The sequence below is a fragment of the Paenibacillus cookii genome (assembly GCF_018333375.1).
Taxonomy (GTDB): domain Bacteria; phylum Bacillota; class Bacilli; order Paenibacillales; family Paenibacillaceae; genus Paenibacillus_AQ; species Paenibacillus_AQ cookii.
This window is the reverse complement of sequence record NZ_BORW01000134.1, coordinates 1-255: the sequence shown is the minus strand read 5'-3', so window position 1 is coordinate 255 and position 255 is coordinate 1. Positions and strand designations below refer to the sequence as shown.

The window sequence follows — 255 nt, the reverse complement described above, 5'->3', positions numbered from 1 at the left end:
ATCCACATTAAGCCGAGTTTTCTCAGAACTGACGAGAAAGGACTTGGCAAAACGGCTTTTTGAGGATTTGGTCACACGCTGTCAGCAGGAAGGTATCATAGAAGGCAGTAACGTCGCCATAGACAGCACCGCTCTCCGCGCTTACGAGAAAAAGCAGCCCAAACGCAAAAGCGAGCAAACGGGTAATGCGAACTGGGGCGCAAAAATTGATTCCTTCGGCAATAAAATCACATGGTTTGGTTACAAAATTCATCT

1 pseudogene is annotated in these 255 nt (G+C 46.7%); it reads left to right on the top strand.

What is annotated here, in order from left to right:
* Positions 1–255 (top strand): annotated as a pseudogene (locus tag KI367_RS26910) (transposase); the annotation flags it as partial.